At 60.2% G+C, this 15371-nt stretch carries 19 protein-coding genes; 9 read left to right on the top strand and 10 right to left on the bottom strand.

Translation table 11 applies throughout. The annotated features are described in order from the left end of the window. Nucleotides 1-135: 135 nt before the first annotated feature. Nucleotides 136-885, top strand: coding sequence for a GntR family transcriptional regulator (locus HWX89_RS16990; RefSeq protein ID WP_138792332.1), 750 nt, complete (start codon nucleotides 136-138; stop codon nucleotides 883-885). An 18-nt stretch (nucleotides 886-903) separates the two neighbouring features. On the opposite strand, the gene HWX89_RS16985 is transcribed toward HWX89_RS16990, so the two are convergent. After that, entirely contained in the window at nucleotides 904-1791 is an 888-nt protein-coding gene (locus tag HWX89_RS16985; RefSeq protein WP_246705203.1) for a LysR family transcriptional regulator, read from the bottom strand. A 70-nt stretch (nucleotides 1792-1861) separates the two neighbouring features. On the opposite strand from HWX89_RS16985, the gene HWX89_RS16980 reads away from it, so the two are divergent. Next, nucleotides 1862-2800, top strand: coding sequence for a DMT family transporter (locus tag HWX89_RS16980; RefSeq protein ID WP_138792331.1), 939 nt, complete (start codon nucleotides 1862-1864; stop codon nucleotides 2798-2800). Nucleotides 2801-2813: 13 nt separating this feature from the next. Here the strand turns inward: HWX89_RS16980 and HWX89_RS16975 are convergent, their stop codons facing one another. The 4 genes from HWX89_RS16975 to HWX89_RS16960 all read right to left on the bottom strand — a co-directional run bounded on the left by HWX89_RS16975 (nucleotide 2814) and on the right by HWX89_RS16960 (nucleotide 5085). Further along, entirely contained in the window at nucleotides 2814-3206 is a 393-nt protein-coding gene (locus HWX89_RS16975; RefSeq protein ID WP_138792330.1) for a GFA family protein, read from the bottom strand. A gap of 68 nt (nucleotides 3207-3274) precedes the next feature. Continuing rightward, complete coding sequence (locus tag HWX89_RS16970) at nucleotides 3275-3949, bottom strand: HD domain-containing protein (RefSeq protein WP_138792329.1); 675 nt, start codon at nucleotides 3947-3949, stop codon at nucleotides 3275-3277. 75 nt (nucleotides 3950-4024) lie between these two features. After that, nucleotides 4025-4714, bottom strand: a complete 690-nt coding sequence (locus HWX89_RS16965; RefSeq protein WP_353505699.1) for a Type 1 glutamine amidotransferase-like domain-containing protein — start codon at nucleotides 4712-4714, stop codon at nucleotides 4025-4027. A gap of 65 nt (nucleotides 4715-4779) precedes the next feature. Continuing rightward, the gene (locus HWX89_RS16960; protein WP_138792327.1) at nucleotides 4780-5085 is read right to left on the bottom strand and encodes a hypothetical protein; all 306 of its coding nucleotides are present in this window, start codon (nucleotides 5083-5085) and stop codon (nucleotides 4780-4782) included. 176 nt (nucleotides 5086-5261) lie between these two features. Between HWX89_RS16960 and HWX89_RS16955 the strand changes: the two genes are divergently transcribed. Together HWX89_RS16955 and HWX89_RS16950 are read left to right on the top strand one after the other, a co-directional pair. Next, complete coding sequence (locus tag HWX89_RS16955) at nucleotides 5262-5792, top strand: nucleoside/nucleotide kinase family protein (RefSeq protein ID WP_138792326.1); 531 nt, start codon at nucleotides 5262-5264, stop codon at nucleotides 5790-5792. Nucleotides 5793-5875: 83 nt separating this feature from the next. Further along, nucleotides 5876-6403 carry a GNAT family N-acetyltransferase gene (locus HWX89_RS16950; protein ID WP_502707609.1) on the top strand — a complete coding sequence of 176 codons (528 nt, stop codon included), beginning with the start codon at nucleotides 5876-5878 and terminating at the stop codon, nucleotides 6401-6403. 190 nt (nucleotides 6404-6593) lie between these two features. Here the strand turns inward: HWX89_RS16950 and HWX89_RS16945 are convergent, their stop codons facing one another. Together HWX89_RS16945 and HWX89_RS16940 are read right to left on the bottom strand one after the other, a co-directional pair. Next, on the bottom strand, nucleotides 6594-7325 hold the full coding sequence (locus HWX89_RS16945; protein WP_138792324.1) for an SDR family NAD(P)-dependent oxidoreductase: 732 nt from the start codon (nucleotides 7323-7325) through the stop codon (nucleotides 6594-6596). Nucleotides 7326-7412: 87 nt separating this feature from the next. Next, entirely contained in the window at nucleotides 7413-7994 is a 582-nt protein-coding gene (locus tag HWX89_RS16940) for a TetR/AcrR family transcriptional regulator (RefSeq protein WP_138792323.1), read from the bottom strand. 177 nt (nucleotides 7995-8171) lie between these two features. Here HWX89_RS16940 and HWX89_RS16935 point away from each other — a divergent pair, with 177 nt between their 5' ends. Next, on the top strand, nucleotides 8172-8504 hold the full coding sequence (locus tag HWX89_RS16935; RefSeq protein ID WP_138792322.1) for a hypothetical protein: 333 nt from the start codon (nucleotides 8172-8174) through the stop codon (nucleotides 8502-8504). A gap of 387 nt (nucleotides 8505-8891) precedes the next feature. Here HWX89_RS16935 and HWX89_RS16930 read toward each other — a convergent pair whose 3' ends face one another. Both HWX89_RS16930 and HWX89_RS16925 read right to left on the bottom strand, forming a co-directional pair. Continuing rightward, nucleotides 8892-9344: a hypothetical protein gene (locus HWX89_RS16930; RefSeq protein ID WP_138792321.1), complete on the bottom strand. Its 453-nt coding sequence runs from the start codon at nucleotides 9342-9344 to the stop codon at nucleotides 8892-8894. A 148-nt stretch (nucleotides 9345-9492) separates the two neighbouring features. Next, nucleotides 9493-10359 (bottom strand): aldo/keto reductase family oxidoreductase, encoded by an 867-nt coding sequence (locus tag HWX89_RS16925; protein ID WP_138792320.1) that lies wholly within the window; start codon nucleotides 10357-10359, stop codon nucleotides 9493-9495. A 130-nt stretch (nucleotides 10360-10489) separates the two neighbouring features. Between HWX89_RS16925 and HWX89_RS16920 the strand changes: the two genes are divergently transcribed. Continuing rightward, nucleotides 10490-11383: a LysR family transcriptional regulator gene (locus HWX89_RS16920; protein ID WP_138792556.1), complete on the top strand. Its 894-nt coding sequence runs from the start codon at nucleotides 10490-10492 to the stop codon at nucleotides 11381-11383. A 359-nt stretch (nucleotides 11384-11742) separates the two neighbouring features. On the opposite strand, the gene HWX89_RS16915 is transcribed toward HWX89_RS16920, so the two are convergent. After that, the gene (locus HWX89_RS16915; protein WP_138792319.1) at nucleotides 11743-12690 is read right to left on the bottom strand and encodes a LysR substrate-binding domain-containing protein; all 948 of its coding nucleotides are present in this window, start codon (nucleotides 12688-12690) and stop codon (nucleotides 11743-11745) included. Nucleotides 12691-12810: 120 nt separating this feature from the next. On the opposite strand from HWX89_RS16915, the gene HWX89_RS16910 reads away from it, so the two are divergent. Genes HWX89_RS16910 through HWX89_RS16900 form a run of 3 tightly spaced genes read left to right on the top strand, consistent with a single transcriptional unit; the run spans nucleotide 12811 to nucleotide 15366 of the window. Next, on the top strand, nucleotides 12811-13557 hold the full coding sequence (locus tag HWX89_RS16910; protein ID WP_138792318.1) for an SDR family oxidoreductase: 747 nt from the start codon (nucleotides 12811-12813) through the stop codon (nucleotides 13555-13557). 1 nt (nucleotide 13558) lies between these two features. Next, nucleotides 13559-14266 (top strand): cupin domain-containing protein, encoded by a 708-nt coding sequence (locus HWX89_RS16905; protein WP_138792317.1) that lies wholly within the window; start codon nucleotides 13559-13561, stop codon nucleotides 14264-14266. Beyond that, the gene (locus HWX89_RS16900; RefSeq protein WP_138792316.1) at nucleotides 14263-15366 is read left to right on the top strand and encodes a flavin monoamine oxidase family protein; all 1104 of its coding nucleotides are present in this window, start codon (nucleotides 14263-14265) and stop codon (nucleotides 15364-15366) included. The genes HWX89_RS16905 and HWX89_RS16900 overlap by 4 nt, the downstream gene beginning before the upstream one ends. The last annotated feature ends 5 nt before the right edge of the window (nucleotides 15367-15371 follow it).

Below are 15371 nucleotides of genomic sequence, written 5' to 3'. Positions count from 1 at the left end.
GCTGGCGGCGAATGCCGCCGGTCCTAACCAAATAGCAAGAACATGGGCTGTATTTTGCGGCGGTTCGGATATACGCAGAAATATTCTCATGGAAATAATCAGATCGGTAAAGGCCGGTCGCATCTGGAGCAGCACATGAAGAAGACGCGCCGTCAAAGCCCCAAGGCTGCGCCAAAAACAAGCGGCGCGGCTGATGCGGCCGAAAACAACAATGACGACGTTTCGGAACGCATCCGCACCACGCTTGCCAATGCAATTGGCGAAGGCGCGCTGAAACCCGGCACCAAGATCCTTGAGGATGCGATCGCCGATCATTTCGGTGTCAGCCGCACCGTCGTGCGCGGCGCACTCGGCGTTCTCGAAAGCGATCACCTTCTCGAGCGCAAGAAGAACCGTGGCACCTTCGTTGCGGAACCCGGCATCGAGGAGGCGAAGGCTCTGTTCGAGTCCCGCCGCAAGATCGAGCATGTCATTCTCGAACTCGTCATGGCACGGGCAACGGCAGAACAACTGGATGCGCTGGAAAAGCTGACCGACGAGGAAGAACACATCCACCATCACGGCGACGAGAAGTCGAAGACGGTGCTGTCGGGCAAATTCCATATCGTGCTGGCGGAACTGGCCGGCAACGCCGTGCTGACAGAGGTGCTGTCGAAGATCGTCGCCCGCCTGTCGCTCGTCATGGCGCTTTACGAAGAAGAGAAACAGGACGACTGCGGCGCAGATCATCACCGCATGATCGTCTCAGCCCTGAAAGCCAAGGATCTGGGCAAGGCACAGGGCCTGATGGACCACCATCTGGCTGATATCGAGGGTCGTGTGCGCCTGACCGAAGGGCAGGGCGACCGCCACACCTTCATGGCTGTACTGGAAAACTTCTCCTGATTTCGGGCCAGGGGCTCCTCACGCCTGCGCATCAAGCGTCTGCAGCACCTCGTTATAGATCGCTTCCACCGCTGCGGAGCGTCTGGAATCCCGGCTTCGCACAAGGGCAACTTCCATTTTGGGCAGGTCGGGCAGGCCGTGGCGGGTGTCCAGCAGTTTGAGGTGGGCGGGGGCGCTGCAGCGGGCGACTGCGGCGACTGCGAGGCCGGCTTCGACGATGGCGAGTTGCCCGGTAATGTTGGGCGAACCATAGACAACGCGGTAGTCACGCCCCAGCGCCTCGATGCCGGCCAGAACCTCGTTTCGAAACCTGTTGCCGAGTTCGTGCAGCGCCAGCGGCAAGGGGTCTCTGCGCCAGGCTTCGTGCTGGTCGGAGGCGACCCAGACCAGAGGTTCGTGAAACAGGAAGCGGCCTCTGTCCGGTTCACCGCGTGCGGCCGTGTCGCGTGTCACCAGCGCCACGTCCAGATCGCCCCGATCGATGCGCGGCAGGAGCGAGCTGGACGGTTCACAGACCACCGTAATCTCGACATCGGTAAAGCGGGTGGCGAGCGAACGCAGCATCAGCGCAAAATGGCTGGAGATATAATCGTCCGGCACGCCTATGCTGACCTTGCCCGAAATGGTGGCGCCGCGCATGGCCAGTTGCGCCCGCCCGTGCAGTTCCGTCAGTTGCCGGGCGTAAGACAGGAGATCGATACCGGCCGGCGTGAGCGAGAGAGTGCGCGGACCACGATCGAGCAGCGTATGCCCGACACAATCCTCCAGCTTTTTAAGCTGCATGCTGACGGCAGATTGCGAGCGGGAAACCTGCCGGGATGCCGCCGTAATCGAGCCGGAATCCACCACCGCGATAAAGGCGCGCAGCCAGTCGATCTGCAGGTCGTGCATGGCAACTTCTCTCATTCGAAAATCGAATGCTTATCCTAATGAATATTCGCTTTTCAGGATAGTCTCTTCGCGCGATTGTCTTGCCATGAGCACGCAGCAACCGACCGCACCATCCGTTCTGTCATCCACCCCCGCACCCTTCACCGGGGAACCCTCGGCGCGTGAGCGTCAGGGCACCATGCTGCTGGTGCTGGGCGGGCTGATCCTTGGCACAGTCGGGGTTTTTGTGGTGCAGGCGGGGCAGGACCCCATCACCACCGTGGTGTTTCGCTGCACCTTCGGCTGTCTTTCACTTCTGATCTGGGGCGCCATTTCCCGGCGTTTGCCGGAAATCAGGCTGCGCGGCCGTGCGCTGTTCGGCGCACTTGTCACCGGCATCCTGATGACCATGAGCTGGGCGTTGCATTTCGCCGCCATTCCCAGAACCTCCATCAGCATCTCGACCGTGGTGTTTCACATCCAGCCGTTCTGGACGATGGCGCTGGGTGCCTGGCTGCTGCGCGAAAAGGTATCTTCGGCGCAGGTTTTCGCCGCCCTTGTCGCCTTTGCCGGTCTGGTGCTGAGCACCGGCGTGGTGGACGGGCTGGCGGGTGCCGCCACGTTGAGCCACGGCTTTCTGCTCGGCCTCGGCATGAGTCTGTTCGGCTCGTTCATCTATGCCGGTGTGCCGCTGGTGGCGAAGTCCATGACCTCGGTCACGTCCTTTGCGCTGTCATGGTGGCAATGCCTGGTGGGCGCGGCCTTCACCCTCTGGTGGCCGGCACTTTATGGCTGGCCGACGGATGGTGCGGCGATTGCCTGGCTGGTCGGGCTTGGCGCCATTCACACCGGGCTTGCCTATGCGGTGATGTATGCCGGTTTTGCCCGCCTGAGCACCGGCCGCATTGCCGTGCTGCAATTCGTCTATCCGCTCACGGCCTTCATCATTGACTGGAAGGTCTATGGCCATACGCTGTCCGCCATTCAGCTTGTCGGGCTTGCCCTGATGGCCGGGGCGATCTGGTCGGTCAGAAGCGGCAAATAGGGATGCCGGGCGTTCAGTTGAAACCGTCATATTGCGGCAGGTCGTCGGTAATTTCGTACCAGGGCGCTTTCGACCCAACAAAAATGTGGTGGGTGGGGCGAATGGAGGGCGCGTCCACCAGCGTACCCATCGTCACATGCACCCAGGCGGCATCACGGACGAGGGAATAGAGCAGCGAACCGCAGATGCCGCAGTGGGCATCGTGATTGTCCGGCTGGCCATAGATCATCAGATCGGCGTTGCCTTTGGTCACAACAAGCTTTTCGCGCTGAATGCCGGCAAAGGCCTTGAAAGCCGATCCCGTCGCACGGCGACAGCCCGAACAGTGGCACATCGCGGCATAGACGAACGCATCCTCGACCGCGTATTCCACCGCGCCGCAAAAACACCCGCCGGACAAACGCATTGTTCAGTCTCCCATGCTTCCTTCAGGCAGTCTTGCGTGCAAATCCCGAAAACACCAGGGTTTGATGACTATTCCTGCGGAGCAACAGGCGCGGCCTCAGCCAGAAACTCCCGGCGCACACCCTCGTCGATCAGGCTTTGCGCCGCCGTCCACAGGCGGCTGGAGGCACCGGCGATGACGGCCTTGCGTTCCATCACCATATCCCTTGTCACACCGGCGGAATGCCAGGTGCCGCCGCTGGTGAAGAAGTTGTGCAGCAAAGGCTGCAGCCGGTCCATCGCTCTGGCAAAACGCGCCTCGGGCGTCTTTCTCGCCTCGAACTCGTCCCAGAGCGCGCGAAACTCCGCTGCCTGATCTTCCGGCAGCAGGCCGAACAGCCGGTCGGCGGCGGCTATTTCGCGCGCTTCCTGATCCGTCACGGCCTTGGCGTCGTAGATGAAGGTATCGCCAGCATCGATCTCGACGATGTCGTGGATGAGGATCATCTTCACCACGCGGGCAAGATCGACCGGTTCGTCGGCATATTCAGCCAGCAGAACGGCCATCAGCGCCAGTTCCCAGGTGTGTTCGGCATCGTTTTCCCGGCGGGAGGCATCGAGCAGCGGCGTCATGCGCAGCACGGTTTTCAGCTTTTCGACCTCGAGAATGAAGCGGATCTGCTTTGCCATCCGGCCATCGGCAAACAGGGTCTCCAGATCGATATCATCTGGCGAGAGCGGCTTGAGCTTGGTCTCGAACGTCATGGTTCACCTTCATCATGGGAAAGACAGATACGGCAGGCAGCGCTCCGCTGACATAATCGTCTTGCCGCTTCGCGTCTACGCACTGATGGCGCTTAACGGCATGGTGCGGGCAGGGCGCGTTTCACCCTTCTTGATCCACAGAGGGTGGCCGATGCATTCCAGCAGGCCATTGCTCACCACCAGCCCGTCGCCATCCCGGCACGCCAGAATGGGTCTTGGCGTGAAGCGGCTGTAACGGATCAGATCGGCCAGAAATGTCGGGCGCTCATCAAGGTGCGGAAAGAACTCGAAGGGCACGAGATCGAGTGCCGTTTCCTCCATCGCTTCTTCCGGTGCGGTGTCCGTAAACAGCGCGTCGGTGGCAATTGTGGGCGTCAGCAGAATGGCGCCCGCACTCGTGCCAATCAGCACACCGCCGTCGATAGCCCATTGTCTGAGGCGTGGCATCAGCCCGCTTCGTTTCAGGCGGGCGAGAAAATCTGCCGTATGGCCGCCGGTCAGGTGGATAGCGTTACATCGAAACAGTGCCGCCTCAACGTCTGCACCATGCGTCTCATCCAGATCGTGGAAGATACAGAGATCGAGCCCGTATTGCGCGTAATAGTCGACGCGCTCGAGGAAAAACCGCCTGTCCGGCTCCGGCCCGGATGCAATATAGGCGATGCGCCGTCCGCGGCCCTTTTCGGCCATCACCGCCAGCAGCCTTTCGTCGATTGCCCGGTTTTCAGGGATGATCTGATCGCAATAGAAGGCAAGATTGAGCACGGCGGCCTCTCCGCAAAATGACCTCGGACGCATTGTGATGCGGCGCTCCGCGCTCAAGGACCGGGTTAGATGCCTGATCCGTCCAGCTCCTGCGCATCCTCACCCTCCCAGGGGGACGGCAATGTCATCTGTTCCAGATTGGCCGAGGGCATCGGCATCCAACACTTCAGCTCCGGATCGGCATATTCGATGATCCGGCCCGGTGCGGAATCGGAGGAACGCCAGGCTTCGGCACCATATCTGTCGCCATTCGACCAGTAGGCGAGGTCGACCGTTCCCGGCCCCTGTTCGGAGGGGCGAATGGTCACCAGAATGCGGCTGCCATCTTTCGGTGCGCTCCGCATGTGTCGCCAGCGGTCTAGTTCTGCCATCTGTTCCTCCCATCCTGTGACTGGCCGGAGTGTCGCCTCAGGAATGAGAACGGTCAACGCCAGTTTTGCGAGAAATGCGTTGAACGCGGCGTCATAAAGCTGAAGCATGTTCGGCCGACAGTCATGGCAAAGATCCTGGCTGGAGAACAGAACCGCTGTTTTTGAGACGAGGCGATATGGGTATCCGCAACTACCTCATCGAAGGCGTATCGGGCGCGGGAAAAACCTCCGTCGCCACGGAGCTGCAGCGGCGCGGTTACCATGTCGTGCATGGCGACCGGGAACTGACCTACAAGGGCGATCCCGCCACGGGAGAGCCTATCGATCTTTCGGCCCTGGAGCACAATCGCGCCGACTTCGCCTTCACCCATCGCCACCACCTGTGGGATGTCGCCAAGGTAACATCGCTGATTGCCGACAAGAGCCGTTACGTGTCGTTCTTTTGCGGCGGCTCCAGAAACTTCGATCACTTCATCGACCTGTTCGATGGCGTGTTCGTCCTCAGTCTCGATGCCGAAACCCTGATACAGCGGCTGGCCGTGCGCCCGGACGACGAGTTTGGCGGCAGGCCGGATGAGCGGACATTCGTGCTGCAACTGCTGGCCAGCAAGGAAGACATTCCCCGCAACGCCATCGATATCGATGCGACAGTGCCGCTGGCTGCCGTCGTGGATGACATTCTGTCGAAATGCCGGATATCCCATTAGGCGGGAGGCGGCTGCATCGCACATTGATCGCCTGAAATTTCACCACTAACCTTGCGGCAGGATTTTGCGACATGCCAATGAGGGTGGACATGGCCGATACACATGCCCTGGGGCAGATCGACATCACGTCGATTACCCCCGACCATATCGAGGGATATCACCACGCGCTCGATACGGTTGCACGGGAACGGAAATATCTGACGATGTTCGAGGCGTTTCCTCTGCCGCAAACGCGCGACTTCGTTCTCGGAATGATCGAGCAACGCAATCCTCACATGGTCGCGGTGGCGGCAGACCGCGTGGTCGGCTGGTGTGATATCTCGCGGCATTTCTTTCCCTCGCACGCCCATCGCGGAAGCCTTGGCATGGGCATCATTCCTGAATTTCGCGGGAAGGGGATCGGGCATCGGCTGATGACCGCGGCTCTGGGCAGGGCGCGCGACGAAGGTTTTCTTCGTGTCGAGCTCTCCGTCCGCTCCGATAATACCAACGCCATCGCGCTTTATGAAAAGGTCGGCTTCGTGAAAGAGGGGCTGCTCAAACGTAGTGTCTGCGTGGACGGGCAATTCAGCGATACCATCTGCATGGCCATTCTGCTGGATGGGGCGTGACGGGCAAAACTCAAAAAGAAACCCTCCGACGGGAGGGTCTCAAGGGGTGCCGAGACCCGCAAAATTGCGGGCAGGATGGACAAAGAGGGGGAGGCTTGTCCGGCTAATCAATGCGCATCGCGACATTCGGTTCCGGCGCCTGCCGATTTTTTTTGACAGGCGCTAGGGATTGCCGCGTGCCGGTGGCCGATCAAAGTGTCAGGCCGCCATCGATGGTCAGGCTTGAACCGGTCATATAGGACGAGGCGGGGCTGGCGAGATAGGCCACAACGCCGGCAATCTCGGCAGGGTCGGCGACGCGTTTCAGAGGGCTTTTCTCCGACAGCATCGCCACCAGATCGGAGGTCATATCCGTGTTGGTCGGGCCGGGCTGGATGTTGTTGACGGTGATGCGGCGTGGCGCAAGATCGAGCGCGATACCCTTCACCATTGCCGCAACCGCTGTCTTGGTGAACTGGTAGACGCTGGAACCGCGATGACCGGTGCTGATTGCCACATTGGAGCCGATGGTGATGATGCGTCCTCCATCCCTGATATGCAGCACAGCCGCCTGAATGGACAGAAATACACCCCGGACATTGATATCCAGCATCTGATCCAGCTCCTCGAGGCTGACATCCTCAACCGTGTTGAGGCGCAGAATTCCGGCATTGACGACAACGGCATCCAACGGCCCGAAAAGATCGACCGTCTTTGCCACGGCGGCGCGGATGGCCGAGGGATCGCCGCTATCGGCCTCAATGGCAGCGGCGCGACCACCGGCAGCCTGCAGTTTCGCCACGAGTTCATTGGCGCTATCGGGCCGCGAGACATAGGTGAAGGCGGTGTCGAAACCATCCTTCACCAGTCTTTCCACTGCCGCAGCGCCAATGCCGCGTGCGCCGCCAAAAACGAGGGCCGTCCTGCGTTCACCTGTCGTCATGATCGTCTCCTTTATTGACTGATCGATCCATAATTAAGCATATAAAAACCTCCTGTCGCGGGAGGCCAGTTTCGGTGTCTTACGGTCTCATGGTGTCAGGCGTTGCGCGGCAAAGCGCGCCATGGCCTTGAGATCGGCGGCTGCGGCACCACTGCGCGCCGCAAGCTGCAGCCCCGTCATCGTCATCTGCACGAATGCGGATGCCTCGGCGGGATCAAGGGCTGGGTCTATGTCTCCCGACGCCTGACCCTGCCGGATACGCTCGGCAATGCGCGTGTCGAGCACCTGGCTGGATTTGCCACGCCGCTCATTCAGTTCCGCATCGGTAATGCCGAACTCGCCGAGTGAACCGACGCCCATGCAGCCCAGCACCCGCTCGTTTTCATCTTCCGCGATCAGCCCGGTCAGCAGGTCTTCGATGCCCTGCAGAGGCGAGGCGGCATCGCTCAACCTTTTCAGGTGACCCGATACCGTGCGCCGCTGATAGGTATCCAGTGCCTCCAGATAAAGCGTACGCTTGTCGCCAAACGCACCATACAGGCTCTGCCTGCCGATCCCCATCGCGCCCAGCAAATCATCGGTCGATGTCGCAGCAAAACCCTTTGCCCAAAACACCCGCAAGGCACTGTCCAGCGCCGCATCACGATCAAATTCTCTCGGTCTAGCCATGCTGACTGGATATCCATTATTGATAGATCGGTCAATAACTATTTTGGATCGGGTTTGAGGGCAGTGGTAAAATTCTCATCCGGTATAACTCCACCAGCCCACCGCCCAAAACCGACACATTCTCCTCTAAGGTGAAGCCAAGTCAGAACAGCACGCACGTCTATGGGAGATCTTCGCATGAGCAATTCCTGCCCCGTCCTCACGCCCGCCGAAAGGCACATCAACGACCTCATCGAACGGGCCACCGAAGGCATGATGGCTGAGGTTCTGAAGGCGCTGGAAGATGCGACGACGCAGGTATCGGAAGGATGGAAAAGCGAGGAAGCAACGCAACCCCCGCCACCCCAGGACTATTTCGCCGCCGTCCTCCACCAGCGCATGTTCCTGCATCTGTGCGGCGCGGATGCCGAAACCATGAAAGGCGGCGACCCCATTCTGGCCGGCCACCTCATCCGCAACCAGCAGGGCATTGTGGAGCATTATGCGTGGGGAACGAAAGAGGTTGATTAGCCGCATGATGCGGCGAAGGGAGGAGGCGGCGGGGCTCGTGTCGAAATTGACGCCGTCACCAAGCCTCTATAATCACAGGGAAATATTTTCACCGGGCATCGGAGCGTGCAGTGTCGCGTTATATTGGAGTAGTTCTCGGCGCGGTTTGCGTCTTGGTGATGGCGGTGCTCTCGTTCACACCACTGGCCTGGCAAGAAATGGGACGCCCGAACGAGTCCTATCCAGAGTTAGTTTATCTGTTCTTCGGTTTACCCCTGGCGCTGGTCATGCTGGTCGTGGGTCTCCGCACTGCCGTTCGCGGTGCATCCACTGCCCGAATCAAAACGCTTCAGTATGTCCAATGGGGTGCATCTGTCACACTTTGCCTTGTCGCAGTCTCTCCATGGCTCAGCTAAAGTTTTCATCAGCCACAAATCTTTCACGCCCTCGTCGGCGCGAGGCAGAACCCGTCGCCAGCTTGAATATCTGCCCTGCAACGGCGCCGCCCACGGTTGCCGAGATACAAAGAATATAGGGGCCCTCTTTCCAGAAACCGGGCATGAAATACCCAATGAGCAGGACCGAGCATAATCCCGATACCGCACCTGCCAGCGTGAAAGTCCAACGAGCCTGAAGGCGGTACCTGTTGATGATGAAAAGCGACAATACGGCGAAAGGCACAACCAACGGTAACGTAATCGGGTAGATGACTGGCAACATCATCCACGCTATCAACGGTGATTTCAACACCTGATCCGGAACCGAAGCGCCTGCCATGAAAAAAACCAGCAGCGTTACGTAGGCTCCCGCGAGGTGAGCGAGCGATATGTTCCTCAAAGTGCGGAGCGTTGGTGCGAGCATGCCGATTCCATCTGAACAGAATTCCTGACGTCGGCATTGCTTATCAGCCTCCTCGTCACTGAGGAACGGACCGCGACACAATCGGGCATATTATCCGGACAGCACGGAGAGGTGCGAGCCATCACCCGCGCTGCCCGGTTTGTGTTTCTCACGCCGCCATGTTTTCCAGTTGCGAAAGTGCATCGTCCGGCAGTTCAACGCTCTCGGCCGCGATGTTCTCTCTGAGGTGGGTGCGTGATGAGGTGCCGGGGATGAGCAGGATGTTGGGTGAACGTTTCAGCAGCCAGGCGAGGGCCACCTGCATGGGTGTTGCGCCGAGGCGGGTTGCGACATCTGACAGGGTCGAGGACTGGAGCGGCGAAAAGCCTCCGAGCGGGAAGAACGGCACGTAGGCGATGCCGTCTGCGGCAAGCTTATCGATCAGGGCGTCATCGCCACGGTGGGCCAGATTGTACTGGTTCTGCACGCAGGCGATGTCGGTGATCGCCTTGCCGTCGTCGATCTGCTTTGCCGTGACGTTCGAGAGGCCGACATGCCGGATCAGGCCCTGCCGTTTCAGCTCTGCCAGCACTTCCAGCGGCTCATCGAGCGAGCCTTCCGCCGGACCGTGCACATCGAACATGGCGCGCAGGTTGACGACATCGAGAACATCGAGGCCGAGATTGCGGAGATTGTCATGCACGGCCTGCGTCAGTTCCTGCCGCGAAAAGGCGGGGTTCCAGGAAGCATCCGTGCCGCGCAGGGCGCCGACCTTCGTGACGATCACGAGGTCATCGCTGTAGGGATGAAGCGCTTCGCGGATGATCTGGTTGGTGACATGCGGGCCGTAGAAATCGCTGGTGTCGATGTGATTGACGCCGCTTTCGACAGCTTCGCGCAGAACGGCAACTGCCTCTGCACGGTCGCGGGGAGGGCCGAATACGCCCTTTCCGGCAAGCTGCATGGCGCCGTAACCAAGGCGGTTTACAGCGCGGTCGCCGAGAATGAATGTGCCGGATTTTCCAATGGTCGTCATGGCTTTGTCTCCTGTTTCGACCATCAAGGTAAGCGCCTGACATTAACGTCACAATCCGGTAAGATCCGGACATGCTGTCCGTCTGGACGGACAATAGGCGACTGGTGAGGCGGAGAGTGGAATGCGCGAAATGGCCGATGTCGAGGCTTTCCTGCTGGTGGCGCGTGCCAGGGGCTTTCGCGAGGCATCGCGCATCAGCGGCACGAGTTCGTCGTCCCTGAGCGATGCGGTCAAGCGTCTGGAGGCCGAGCTTGGAGTGCGGCTTCTCAACCGCACGACGCGCAGTGTTCTGCCAACCGAGGCGGGGCGGGTGCTGATGGAACGTCTTGGGCCTGCCTTTTCCGAAATCGCATCTGCGCTCGATCAGGCGACAAGCCACCGGGACCGCCCGGCCGGCGGGTTGAAGCTCAATGTTCCGGCAAGTGCCGCCCGTCTGGTGTTGCCGCGCATCGTGCCAGCATTCCTGGCAGCCTATCCGGATATCCGGCTGGAAATCGTCACGGATGAAAGCTTCGTCGATATCATCGAAGGCGGTTACGACGCCGGCATCCGTTATGACGAGCGGCTTGAGCAGGACATGATTGCCGTGCCGATCGGCCCACGCGAACAGCGCTTCGCGCTTGCCGCGTCACCCGCTTATCTCGCCGCGCATGGAACACCGAAAACCCCGCGCGATCTCTTGTCGCACAATTGCATTCGCGGCCGCTTTTCGGGCCGCGCCATTCCCGGCTGGGAGTTCGAACGGGACGGGGAGGTACTGACGATAGAGCCCTCCGGCAGCCTCGTCGTCCAGGCCGGCGGCGCCACCGATCTTGGCATAGACGCCGCAATTTCCGGCCTCGGGCTCATGTATCTCTTCGAAGACTGGCTGCAACCGCATTTCCAGAGCAAAGCGCTTGTGCCTGTTATGGAAGACTGGTGGCTGAGTTTCTCCGGCCCGTTCCTCTACTACCCCGGCCGCCGCCTCGTACCGTCGCCTTTGCGTGCCTTCATCGATTTCATCAAGGCGATGCCGCGGGTCTGAGGATCGCTGCCTGACACGCCTTTTTCATGATCCCGTAGCCCACGGTCTGGGTGCGGCATAAGCCGTCGAGGTGATTGCGGCATAATGCCGCCAGAAGGGCTTTTAGCGAAAAAGACGCTGCCGAGGCGGCTGTTTTGAGGTAAATCCTAGGATAGACAGCATCAGTAACAGCCTGAAAGTATTCAAAATGGACTGGGTAGATTGGTTCCCGATAGTCTTCTTTCCGTTGAAGATTCTCGTCCTGGGAACGGGCATGTTCTTCTCCATCAAATGGCACCACGACCAGGCGAAGAAGAAGTAACGAAACCGGCGGACCACAAGCGCCCGCCGAACACAGCCTTGCCCCCCGGCGTGACACGTCAGGGGGTATCGACCGAGGGGAGATGGCTCTCCTCCGAGCCGACATTCATCGACCTCGTCAGCCAATCGTGAAATGCGCTGACCTCAAGCCTGCGCAACGCCTTGGGCGCGGCCACCGCGTAATAAGCCCACTTCACCGGCCAGGCGACTTCCGGCATCAGGTGAACCAGACGGCCACTGCTCAATTCCTGTGTGACCAAGGCTTTTCTGACGAGAGCAACGCCTTTGCCAGCAACGGCGGCATTGATGACCGCAGCCGTGGAATTGATTTTGAAACCACCCTCCTGAGGAGGCTCGTTGACACCTGCGCGGGCCAGCCAGTCGCTCCACGTCGGGAAGTCTCCACCGGCATGCGGCGTACCATCGTGGATAAGTGTCTGCTCCATGATCCAGCCGGTTGTCACGTCTTTGTCGGCTGGCAGCAGCGAGCGATGGCAGACGGCAACGATCTCTTCGCCCATCAGGAACGAGGATTTCACGCCCTTCCAGTCACCCAGGCCGCAGCGGATGCCGATATCCGCTTCTCCCTGCGCAAGATCAATCAGGCGGTCCGCGACATCGAGCCTTATGTCGATATCGGGGTGGTTGCTTGTGAAGTCATCAAGTCGCCCGAGCAACCAGTTGGCGACCAGCGCCTGTGATGCCGTGACGACGACCACGGTTCGGGCCTTGCGACCGCGCAGCTTGCGAAGACCCGATTCAAGCAGGTCCAGCCCTTGAGCAATGTCCTCCAGCGCCTCTTTTGCCTCATCCACCGGAGCAAGCCTCTCCGCGCCGGATTTTGTCCGGCGAAAAAGCGGGTGACCCACCCAGTCTTCCAGAGAGCGGACAAGCTGGCCGACCGCAGGAGGCGTGACATCGAGTTCTGTTGCCGCGCCAACAAAACTGCCGTGCCTTGCCGATGCTTCAAGGGCCTGAAGTGATTTGAGCCGGGTGAGGTTGCGCATCTGCCTGCCGTTCCGCCGTGACATCACGACAAAGATTTTCTTTCCATGCGATATCGTTCGTTTGCCTCGTCAAAACAAGGGCACCGGCTCATTTATGAATTTCGCAACAGAGGTTCGCACATGACACTTTCAGGAAAGACAGCACTCGTCACCGGCGGTTCGAGTGGGATTGGCCTCGCGGCCGCACGAATGCTCAAAGACAGCGGTGCGCGCGTTGCCATTACCGGACGGTCGGCTGAAAAGCTTGCGGCTGCGAAGTCTCTGCTTGGTGACGATGTCCTCACTGTTGTCGCAGACGTCGCCTCGGTCGATGATCTGAGGCAGATGAGCGAGGCGGTTGGCAACGCATTCACGGGGCTGGACATCGTCTTTGCAAATGCCGGCGTTGCAATTGGAACGCCGCTCGCCACGGCCGATGAGGCAGCCTATGCGACGGTGATGGATACCAACGTCAAGGGCGTCTTCTTCACCGTTCAGGCGGTCCTGCCGATCATGCGCGACGGCGGTTCCATCATCCTCAACACCTCCTGGCTCAATCAGGTCGGAACCCCAGGCCGTGCGGTTCTTTCGGCCTCCAAGGCGGCGGTGCGTTCATTTGCGAGAACAATGTCCGCGGAACTGCTGGAACGCAGGATAAGGGTCAACGCAGTCAGCCCCGGATCGATCGAGACACCGATCCATCGCAGCAGAAACCAGTCGGAGGAAGAGTTCCGGACCTATGCGGCGCGTGTCGGCACGCAGGTTCCTCTGGGCCGAATGGGAAGACCGGAAGAAATTGCCGCCGCCGTGCGTTTTCTGGCAAGTGATGACTCCAGCTACATGCTGGGCGCTGAAATCGTCATCGATGGCGGTCGATCGGAGCTTTGACATGTTGATCAACGAAGACCTTTCCAGACGCGCGCTCGTCAATGCCGACCGTGTCGAGTGGGTTCCAAGCCCGATCAAGGGTGTTGACCGCCGTATGCTGTTCAGGATCGGCGGCGAGAAGGCGCGGGCAACCTCTATTGTGCGTTATGCCGCAGGCAGTCGCTTCTCGCACCACCAGCACCCCGGCGGCGAAGAATTTCTTGTTCTGGATGGCGTGTTTCAGGATGAGAGCGGTGACTTTCCGGCCGGGACCTATGTTCGCAATCCGCCCGGCACGGGGCACGCGCCCGGCAGCGATGCGGGTTGTGTGATCCTCGTCAAGCTCTGGCAGTTCAAGGTGGGTGACCGCGAACGGATCGTCCGGCGTCCCGGCGAGGGCAGGTCGATCGCCGCCCGTGCCGGCGCGTCGTCGTCCCGGTTGCTGTTTGAGGCGACGGATGAGCGTGTCGTCATCGAAGACTGGCGGTCAGGCGCGGATATCGAAGTTGAAAACCGCATGGGCCTCGAACTTCTGGTGCTGGCCGGAGAGATACTGGAAAGCGGCGAGGTTCACGGCCGCTGGAGCTGGTTGCGCCTGCCGGCGGGTGAAGCGCTCAAGGTCCGTGCGGGTAGCGCCGGGGCCCGGGTGTGGATGAAAACCGGCACGCTTCTCCATGACGATGTCTGCCAGTTCGAAGACACTGGTATCGCGAAGGAAAAACAGCAATGAAATCGTGTGATGTCGCCATTGTCGGCGCCGGGCTTGCCGGCCTTTACGCAGCCCATCTGCTGAACAGGGCGGGCAGGGATTTCCTCTTGATAGAGGCGCGTGACCGGGCTGGCGGGCGCATCCTGTCAGCAGATGCACACGGCCTGCCATCCGACGATGGTTTCGATCTCGGTCCGTCCTGGTACTGGCCGATGATGCAGCCGGCGATGACCTCTCTCGTCACCGAATTAAACCTCACCGCCTTTGCACAAAATGGCGATGGCGACGTCGTCTTCGAACGCATGTCCCGGGAGGCTCCCAGACGCTTCAGCCCACAGGAGCAGGACAGCACATCCATGCGATTGGCAGGGGGGACCGCAGCCATTGTCCGCGCGCTTCTCGCCAAACTTCCTGCTGACCGCATTCTTCTGGCAAACACGGTCACGTCGATGAACCTCGAAGAAAGCGCGATCCGTCTGACCGTTCAGGGTGAACAAGGGCACCCGAAACAGATCGAGGCGCATCACGTCATCGTGGCCTTGCCGCCGCGACTGCTTGAAGCCTCCGTGACCTTCGATCCGCCGCAACAGGCGGCAACTTCAGGGAGGTGGCGCGACACACCGACGTGGATGGCGCCGCATGCCAAGTTCTTCGCTGTCTATGCCACGCCATTCTGGCGCTCGGCTGGTCTGTCAGGCACAGCGCAGAGCATGGTTGGGCCCATGGTCGAAATTCACGATGCAACAACGGCCTCGGGCAAAGCCGCCGTGTTCGGGTTTCTCGGTGTGCCGGCTGAACAGCGCGCTGCCGCCGGTGACGATGTCCTGAAAAATGCCTGCATCGAACAAATGGCGCGGCTGTTCGGTCCCGCCGCCCGAAACCCGGTTGCCACGCTTCTCAAGGACTGGGCTGCCGATGCACTGACGGCAACGAAGGCTGATCTCACCGCAGGGGGACATCCCGTCATCATGAACGATGCCTGGGTAACGGGACCATGGCGAGAGCGCCTGAGCCTGGCTGGAAGCGAAACGAGCCCTTCGGAGCCGGGTTATCTTTCCGGCGCAATCACAGCCGCGCAACGCACCGTCGCTGCATATCTCTCAAATCAGGAAATCCGATGAGCGTG

The organism is Rhizobium sp. RM (genome assembly GCF_013390595.1).
Taxonomy (GTDB): domain Bacteria; phylum Pseudomonadota; class Alphaproteobacteria; order Rhizobiales; family Rhizobiaceae; genus Agrobacterium.
The sequence above is the reverse complement of the archived record's forward strand: the minus strand, read 5'-3'. Positions and strand labels throughout refer to the sequence as shown.

Excerpts from the sequence above, each read along its gene's own strand:
- HWX89_RS16990 (WP_138792332.1), top strand. The coding sequence starts at position 136 with ATGAAGAAGACGCGCCGTCAAAGCCCCAAGGCTGCGCCAAAAACAAGC.
- HWX89_RS16985 (WP_246705203.1), bottom strand. The coding sequence starts at position 1,791 with ATGAGAGAAGTTGCCATGCACGACCTGCAGATCGACTGGCTGCGCGCC.
- HWX89_RS16980 (WP_138792331.1), top strand. The coding sequence starts at position 1,862 with ATGAGCACGCAGCAACCGACCGCACCATCCGTTCTGTCATCCACCCCC.
- HWX89_RS16975 (WP_138792330.1), bottom strand. The coding sequence starts at position 3,206 with ATGCGTTTGTCCGGCGGGTGTTTTTGCGGCGCGGTGGAATACGCGGTC.
- HWX89_RS16970 (WP_138792329.1), bottom strand. The coding sequence starts at position 3,949 with ATGACGTTCGAGACCAAGCTCAAGCCGCTCTCGCCAGATGATATCGAT.
- HWX89_RS16960 (WP_138792327.1), bottom strand. The coding sequence starts at position 5,085 with ATGGCAGAACTAGACCGCTGGCGACACATGCGGAGCGCACCGAAAGAT.
- HWX89_RS16955 (WP_138792326.1), top strand. The coding sequence starts at position 5,262 with ATGGGTATCCGCAACTACCTCATCGAAGGCGTATCGGGCGCGGGAAAA.
- HWX89_RS16945 (WP_138792324.1), bottom strand. The coding sequence starts at position 7,325 with ATGACGACAGGTGAACGCAGGACGGCCCTCGTTTTTGGCGGCGCACGC.
- HWX89_RS16940 (WP_138792323.1), bottom strand. The coding sequence starts at position 7,994 with ATGGCTAGACCGAGAGAATTTGATCGTGATGCGGCGCTGGACAGTGCC.
- HWX89_RS16935 (WP_138792322.1), top strand. The coding sequence starts at position 8,172 with ATGAGCAATTCCTGCCCCGTCCTCACGCCCGCCGAAAGGCACATCAAC.
- HWX89_RS16930 (WP_138792321.1), bottom strand. The coding sequence starts at position 9,344 with ATGCTCGCACCAACGCTCCGCACTTTGAGGAACATATCGCTCGCTCAC.
- HWX89_RS16925 (WP_138792320.1), bottom strand. The coding sequence starts at position 10,359 with ATGACGACCATTGGAAAATCCGGCACATTCATTCTCGGCGACCGCGCT.
- HWX89_RS16920 (WP_138792556.1), top strand. The coding sequence starts at position 10,490 with ATGGCCGATGTCGAGGCTTTCCTGCTGGTGGCGCGTGCCAGGGGCTTT.
- HWX89_RS16915 (WP_138792319.1), bottom strand. The coding sequence starts at position 12,690 with ATGCGCAACCTCACCCGGCTCAAATCACTTCAGGCCCTTGAAGCATCG.
- HWX89_RS16910 (WP_138792318.1), top strand. The coding sequence starts at position 12,811 with ATGACACTTTCAGGAAAGACAGCACTCGTCACCGGCGGTTCGAGTGGG.
- HWX89_RS16905 (WP_138792317.1), top strand. The coding sequence starts at position 13,559 with ATGTTGATCAACGAAGACCTTTCCAGACGCGCGCTCGTCAATGCCGAC.
- HWX89_RS16900 (WP_138792316.1), top strand. The coding sequence starts at position 14,263 with ATGAAATCGTGTGATGTCGCCATTGTCGGCGCCGGGCTTGCCGGCCTT.